The organism is Bradyrhizobium sp. P5_C12, assembly GCF_054049735.1.
Window position 1 is genome coordinate 156,884 of sequence record NZ_JBFULU010000012.1, and the last position, 6,812, is coordinate 163,695.

6 protein-coding genes are annotated in these 6,812 nt (G+C 65.0%); 2 read left to right on the top strand and 4 right to left on the bottom strand.

Annotated elements, in window-relative coordinates; genetic code table 11:
• Positions 1–4: 4 nt before the first annotated feature.
• Positions 5–817: a Crp/Fnr family transcriptional regulator gene (locus tag ACXJMY_RS14060; RefSeq protein WP_456619931.1), complete on the bottom strand. Its 813-nt coding sequence runs from the start codon at positions 815–817 to the stop codon at positions 5–7.
• 256 nt (positions 818–1,073) lie between these two features.
• Positions 1,074–1,628, bottom strand: coding sequence for a MarR family winged helix-turn-helix transcriptional regulator (locus ACXJMY_RS14065; protein ID WP_456619932.1), 555 nt, complete (start codon positions 1,626–1,628; stop codon positions 1,074–1,076).
• 53 nt (positions 1,629–1,681) lie between these two features.
• Between ACXJMY_RS14065 and ACXJMY_RS14070 the strand changes: the two genes are divergently transcribed.
• Both ACXJMY_RS14070 and ACXJMY_RS14075 read left to right on the top strand, forming a co-directional pair.
• Entirely contained in the window at positions 1,682–2,581 is a 900-nt protein-coding gene (locus ACXJMY_RS14070; protein ID WP_456619933.1) for an alpha/beta fold hydrolase, read from the top strand.
• Positions 2,582–2,632: 51 nt separating this feature from the next.
• The gene (locus tag ACXJMY_RS14075) at positions 2,633–3,436 is read left to right on the top strand and encodes an isocitrate lyase/PEP mutase family protein (protein ID WP_456619934.1); all 804 of its coding nucleotides are present in this window, start codon (positions 2,633–2,635) and stop codon (positions 3,434–3,436) included.
• A gap of 30 nt (positions 3,437–3,466) precedes the next feature.
• Here ACXJMY_RS14075 and ACXJMY_RS14080 read toward each other — a convergent pair whose 3' ends face one another.
• Both ACXJMY_RS14080 and ACXJMY_RS14085 read right to left on the bottom strand, forming a co-directional pair.
• Positions 3,467–6,052: an EAL domain-containing protein gene (locus tag ACXJMY_RS14080; RefSeq protein ID WP_456619935.1), complete on the bottom strand. Its 2,586-nt coding sequence runs from the start codon at positions 6,050–6,052 to the stop codon at positions 3,467–3,469.
• Positions 6,053–6,197: 145 nt separating this feature from the next.
• Positions 6,198–6,812, bottom strand: a 615-nt coding sequence (locus tag ACXJMY_RS14085) for an MFS transporter (RefSeq protein ID WP_456619936.1), incomplete at its 5' end; no start/stop codon positions are given.

Consider the following 6,812-nt stretch of genomic DNA (forward strand, 5'->3'; position numbering starts at 1 on the left):
CTCGCTATTTTCCCGCCCGCGAAACGGCTCTGGATTCACCACCTGCTCCGTCGGAGGCGACGACGGCGCTTGGCCGGAACGGCGGATGGGCGGGCTGCGGCGCCGACAATTCCTGGCAATACATCCGATCGATGTTGCGCTGCATGAGCGCATAACAATCGCATGCGACCCTCTCGAGCCGCGCCCGATCGATCTCCATGAACCCGCGCCGGTCGGACGGGACGGCACCGGCCGCGCGTAGCTTGCTCATCGTCAGGGTCACTGTCGTCCGCCGCACCCCAAGCAATTGCGCAAGCGCCTCCTGCGTCACCGGAAGGGGATCATCGGGAACACGGTCGTGAAGCTGCAGGAGCCACCGCGCCATGCGGCGATCCACCCGGTGCAGGGCGTTGCAAGCGGCGACGTGCTGGAGCTGCAACAACACCGCGCGGGCGTGGACCTGCACGACATTCCTGATGGCGGCGCTTTGCGCATAGGCCGCCCGAAATCTGGTGGCGGAAATCATCGACGCCGTGCCGGCCACGCGAGCAACCGCGGTCACGGATGAAAGCGACGGGCCGAGCACGGAGAACGAGGCCAGGGCGCCTTCCCGTCCCATCAAGGTCGTTGCGACCGATTGCCCGTCCGGCATATCGAGCATGAAGGCGATTGCGCCGCTATGGGGAAAATAAACCGGGTCGAGCTCATCGCCTGACCGCACCAGGACGGCATCGGGTTCGAACGAGACCTTCTGGAAATACGGCGTCAGCAAGCCGAGATCCGCCGGCGGCAACGCCGCCAGCAGGCGGTTCCCGATGCCGGTGCGGTGGGCGGTCACGATGCTTTCTCGTGAACGAGCACCCAATGAACGACGGTATCCATTCATTTCATCCAAGATGATTATCCGAAATACGAATTACCGAACGAAACCATCCAAACAGAGCCATCAGTCGAGATCAAGCACGGATAATTGCGGAGAGCTTGCCGGCGTTCTCACCGCGGAAACAGGATGCTGCAATCATCATACTATTGACGACGTCGCAGCCGAGCTCGGCCAGCATCTTGCGCTGCCCCGCGGGTCTCGACGCCTGGCGCTAGCGATTGCGCTCGCTCTTGGTCGTGGGCAGCGGACAATTCGTACAGACGCTATCGTCGCACATCCGGCAGATCGTGAAGCGATCCAGCTCGGAGGTGTCCTGCCTTGCCAGCAACTCACGGATCAGCGCGCCAAGTCGCTTCGTGTCGGCCGGAGACAGCGCCTCCAGAAGCGACGCGACGGCTGAAATCCGGGAAGCCATCAGATCGTTCCGGGTCGCGGCGCCCGTGGCTGTCAGGTACAAGGCGACCTCCCGGCCGTCCTTTCCCGGCCGGCGTTCGACAAGCCGATCGGAAACCAGACGGTCCACCAGCCGGACGGTTCCGGAATGCGACAGGCCCAGGATCCGCCGGAGCTTGTCGTTGGTCATGCCCTGGCCATACCCAATGACGACGAGCGCGGCAGGCGTCTCGCCGCCGCGGCCGATGACCTCGCGGGCGCTCTGCTCGATACGATCCATGACCGCGAGCGAGAGCGCCCCCAGCAAATTCGCGATTCCAGTTTCCATGCGTCGAACAATATGTGCGGAGCGCACAAAAAACAACTTGACCATATATGTGCGCTGCGCACATATATGAGGGAGCAACGCTGAGATGGAGAATGGCGATGACTATCCGGAGCACGGCACAACCGCTGCCGCATGCAGGCGGCAGCGAACCGGTCCTGAAATACGTGCAGGGCAACGGAGTGCGGTTCGCCTATCTCGAACAGGGGGACGGCCCCCTCGTCATGTTCATGCACGGCTTTCCCGACAACGCATGGTCGTATCGAAAGCAACTGCAGGTCTTCGCGGATGCGGGGTATCGCGCAGTCRCACCGTTCCTGCGCGGCTATGCGCCGACCGAGATCCCGGCGGACGGAGTTTTCGATCCCATCGCACTGGGCAAGGATCTCGAGGCGCTCATTGCGGCGCTGAGCGACGACGGACAGGCACGCGTCGTCGGCATGGATTGGGGCGGCACGTCGACCTTTCAGGCGCTGGCCACGGCGCCATCGGCGATCAAGGCCGCCGTGGTCATGAACACCGCCCACCCGATCACATTTTCAAGCATCAGGCGGGATCCCGACGCCGTGCGATCCATCTTCCATTTCTATTTCTTCCAGTTGCCCGGCGCCGACACGGCGGTGAACATCGAGGGCCTCCCCTTCGTCGRTTATCTCTGGAAGCTGTGGTCGCCGACATTCAGGAACGACGAGCATCTCCGCTCGGTCAAGCAGACGCTCTCCTCTCCCGGCACAATGGCGGCGGCGCTCAAATATTATGGTGGCCTGTTCAATGCGGGATTTGCGGGCCGGCTGCCGATGAACGAGATGCATACGCCGACGCTGACGATCTATGGCGGCAACGATCCGACCGCGAAATATTCGGTGAAGGAAGAGCCGCTCTTCAAGGGGTCGCACAAGCGTATCGTCCTGCCCGATGTCGGGCACTTCCCGCATCTCGAGCGTGAGGCCGAAGTCACCGGCCTGATCATGGACTGGTTCAAGACGCACGCACCTGACTGAAGGCGTGGCCACAACATCCTTTCAAGTTATCCGACCGGGAGTGCACGCGCGATGGACGCCAAGACACAGCAGCAACACGCCGAGACGTTTCACGCTCTTCACCGCAAGACAGATCCGCTCGTCCTGTTCAACGCCTGGGACGTCGCCACCGCCAAAGCCATTGCGAAGACCTCACCGGCCATCGCGACCAGCAGCGGGGCGGTGGCGTCCGCACTCGGATACGCCGATGGAGAAAATGTCCCGCTCGATATGGTGACAGGCCTGGTGTCGCGGATGACCGCAGCCGTCCCGGTTCCGGTATCAATCGACCTGGAGGCAGGATATGGCGACACGCCGGATGCCGCAGCGAAGGCGGCGACCGGGATTTTGCAAGCCGGCGCCGTCGGCATCAATATCGAGGACGGGCTATCCGGAGGAAAGCGACAGCTTGTCAGTCCCGAACGGCACGCTGCGAAGATCAAAGCCGTGCGGGGCGCCGCGCAAGACCTCGGAATTCATCTGTTCATCAATGCGAGAACCGATCCGTTTCTGCTGAAATTCGGATCGCCGGACGAATGCCTGAACGAAGCGGCAAGGCGCGCGAAGGTTTATGCCGACGTCGGCGCCGATGGAATTTTCGTACCCGGCCTCACCGACCTCGCGCTCATCGAGAGGTTGGTTCAACTCACGCCTCTGCCGGTCAACATCATGGTGACGCAAGGCGTCCCCGAAATCCCGGAGTTGGCCCGCGTCGGCGTCCGGCGCGTGAGCCTCGGGCCGTGGCCCATGATGGCGGCAATGCGCGTCATTGCACAGGCCGCCGCCACGGTCGCCGCGAGCCAGCAATACGGCTCGTTCCTGCAACCGAATGGCTGAGCCTGGACATCAGCCGCCCAAGGTAGCGCCCTAGGCCGACCGCTTCACCGCAACCCCGCCGGCCGGCACCACGTCGAGCCGCCCCAGCATCGCCCTCGCCTGCTCGGCGCAGTGCTCGATCAGCCAGCGCTCGAAGGCGACCGGCGGAAGTGCGGGTGCATAGAGAAAACCCTGCACGACGTCGCAGCCGAGCTCGGCCAGCGTCCTGCGCTGGCCCTCGGTCTCGACGCCTTCGGCGACGACGGTCATGCCGAGGCCCTGCCCCACGCGCACCACGGCGGTGGCGATCGCGAGCGCGCCGGCGTCTTTCTCGATATCGCGCATAAAGCTGCGGTCGATCTTCAATTCGCGGATCGGCAGATGGGCAAGCCGGCTCAGGCTCGAATAGCCGGTGCCGAAATCGTCGACCGAGAGCCCGACACCGAGATCGCGGATCGCATGCATCGTCTCGAGCGCGGCCGCGCCATCCTGCATGAACGTGCCTTCGGTGATCTCGAGCATCAAGGCGGCCGGCGGCAGTTCGTGCTCGGCGAGGACATCGGCCAGCCGCGCGGCAAGGGCGACGCTGCGGAAATTGAGCGGGGAGAGGTTCACCGACACGCAGGGGATGTTGAGTCCGGCGCGGCGCCAGCTCGCCATCTGGCGGCAGGCCTCGCGCACCGACCACAGCCCGATGTGCTCGATCAGTCCGCACTCCTCCGCCAGCGGGATGAATTTGGCCGGCGAGACATCGCCGAGCGCGGCATCATGCCAGCGCGCCAGGGCCTCGACGCCGTGGATGGCGCCGTCGCAGCTGCGGATCTGCGGCTGGTAGCTGAGCGTGAGCGCGCCCTCCGCGATGGCGCGACGCAGCGCCGCGATCAGCGCCAGCCGCTGCTCGGCCAGCCCGTTCATCTCGGCGCTGAAGAGACGATGGGTCGAACGTCCGGCCTGCTTGGCCATGTACATGGCGGCGTCGGCCTGCTGCATCAGCGTGTCGATGTCGGTCGCATGATCGGGATAGAGGCTGATGCCGATGCTCGCCGACATCTGGATCGGCCTGGATCCAAGCCGCAACGGCGCAGCCAGCGCCTCGGTGATCCCGGTCGCGACACGCCCGGCGCTCTCGGCGTCGCGATGCGGCAGCAGCACGACGAATTCGTCGCCGCCGAGCCGTCCCAGGATATCTTCGGGCCCGATCTGCTCGCGCAGGCGCTGCGCGAGCTGGATCAGGAGCTCGTCGCCGGCGGCGTGGCCGAGGGTGTCGTTGACGTCCTTGAAATGGTCGACGTCGAGGAAGGCCAGCGCGACGTGGCCGCCGGTCGGACAGGCGTCGATCGCGGTCGTGATCAGGTGCCGCAGCTGCGCGCGGTTCGGCAGCCCGGTGAGAATGTCGTGATAGGCGAGCCGCGCGATCTCGGCGCGCGCCTCCTTGCGCTCGATCGCGAAGGCTCCGAGGTTGACGCAGGCGTCGACAATGCGCCGGTGCCAGCGGCTCGGCCCACGCGGCTCGCGATAATAGAAGGCGAAGGTCGCGATGACACGGCCGTCCTTGGATTTGACCGGGGTCGACCAGCACGCGCGCAGGCCGATCGCGAGCGGCATTGCCTTATAGGGCTGCCAGCGCGGATCGGTCTCCAGATCAGTCGCCAGCACCGGCTCGCCGTAGAAAGCGGCGGTTCCGCAGGAGCCGACATTGGGCCCGATCGCGATGCCGTCCAGTGCGCGGGAATAATCCTCGGGCAGGCTCGGACCGCCGAGCGGATGGACTAGGCCCGCGGCATCGACGTGAAGCAGCGAGCAGACCACGTCGGGCGCGATCTCCTCGACGCGGCGGCACAGCCGGTCGGCGATCTCGGCGATCGGAACCTCGTCGGCCAGCGCAGCCATGATGAGCTGCTGGAGCGAGCGCAACTGCTTGGTCTCGGTGATGTCCTCGAGCAGCGCGAAGATGTGCTTGACCCGGCCCTTCTTGTCGCGGAAGGCCTCGATCCGGGCGCAAACCCAGATCTCCTCGCCGTCCTTGTCGTAGGCGAGCAGCTCGACCTCACCGCCGCGGCCGCCATGCATCAGGCGCTTGAGTAGCCTGACAACGGCTGCGCGATCGGTATGGCGACCGGTGATGAGCTCGGCCGCACGGCGTCCTTCGGCTTCGTCGCTCGTATAGCCGAACAGCGTCGTGAAGGCCGAATTGACGTAGCGGATGTTCTGTTCGACGTCGGTGACGATCACGGCGCGGTTGGTCCGGTCGGACACGGTGTCGAGAAGCCCGATCCGCGCGCGGCGCTCGGCCTCGGCGGTGACGTCGCGGGCGAACACGATGTGATGGACCGCGCCGTCGATGGTCGCGGAAGACAGCGACACGAGCGCCCTGATCCGGCTGCCGTCGCGCCGCACGAGGCTGATCTCGTCGCGAAAATCCGCAACCGGATCGGCGTGAAGGCATTTGAGGGTCAGAAGCTCGGCATCGCGGCCGAGCACGTCGGTGCGCGCGAGCTTCCAGATCCGCTCCGCGCCGGCATTGAAATGACTGATGCGATGCGCGCTATCGACGATGACGACGCCATCGTCGGCGCATTCGAGCGCGGCCAGCAGCACTTCCGGAGTTTCTGTCACAGGACAATCGGAGGCAGACATCGTTGGACCCGGAGGCATCGGCAATCGGCCGACGCTAGCGCTTCGATGGTGTCCAAGACGTTTTCGCAATCCCGTCGCGTCCCGCCAAGGCGCGACATGCTTAACGGTCCGCGAAAAAAGCAAGGGCAATGCAGTGGGTACGGAACTATTCGGCGCCGGTTCCGGCATGGAGCTTGTGCAGCCGTCCGGCCACGGCCCGCACCTTGCGGGGGGCGGCCTGCCAGATCGACAGCGCCGACAAGCCGCTCACGATCATGGCAATGGCGAAGGCGAGCGTGTAGTCGCCGGCGCGGTCATAGAGCAAGCCCGTGACCCAGGGGCCGGCCGCGCCGCCGGCCAATGCCGCCAGCATGATCACGCCGAAGATGCTGCCCTGATGCCTGCCCTGGAAAATCTCGAACACCACCGCGCCCATGATCGAGGTCAGGCCGTAGCCGAGTGCGCCTTGCGTGAACACCATCAGATAGACGAGCCAGAGCGAGGGCTGATACTTCAAGGCGATCAGTGCCGCGAAGCAGATCGCAAAACCCGCGCAGCTCAGAGCCCATACCCACTCCCGCCCGATCCGGTCGGAGACATGGCCGAGCAGGATCTGGCCGGGAATGCCGAGCAGGCTGACGATGCCGAGCGCCCACACCGCAACGCCCGGACTGAAGCCGATGTCGAGCAGGAATTTGGTCTGGTGCACCTGCACCGCATACCAGATGTAGAGGCCGCAGAAATAGCCGAGTGCGATCCACCAGAAGCGCGCGGTCGCGAC

Excerpts from the sequence above, each read along its gene's own strand:
- ACXJMY_RS14065 (WP_456619932.1), bottom strand. The coding sequence starts at position 1,628 with ATGGTCAAGTTGTTTTTTGTGCGCTCCGCACATATTGTTCGACGCATG.
- ACXJMY_RS14075 (WP_456619934.1), top strand. The coding sequence starts at position 2,633 with ATGGACGCCAAGACACAGCAGCAACACGCCGAGACGTTTCACGCTCTT.
- ACXJMY_RS14080 (WP_456619935.1), bottom strand. The coding sequence starts at position 6,052 with ATGTCTGCCTCCGATTGTCCTGTGACAGAAACTCCGGAAGTGCTGCTG.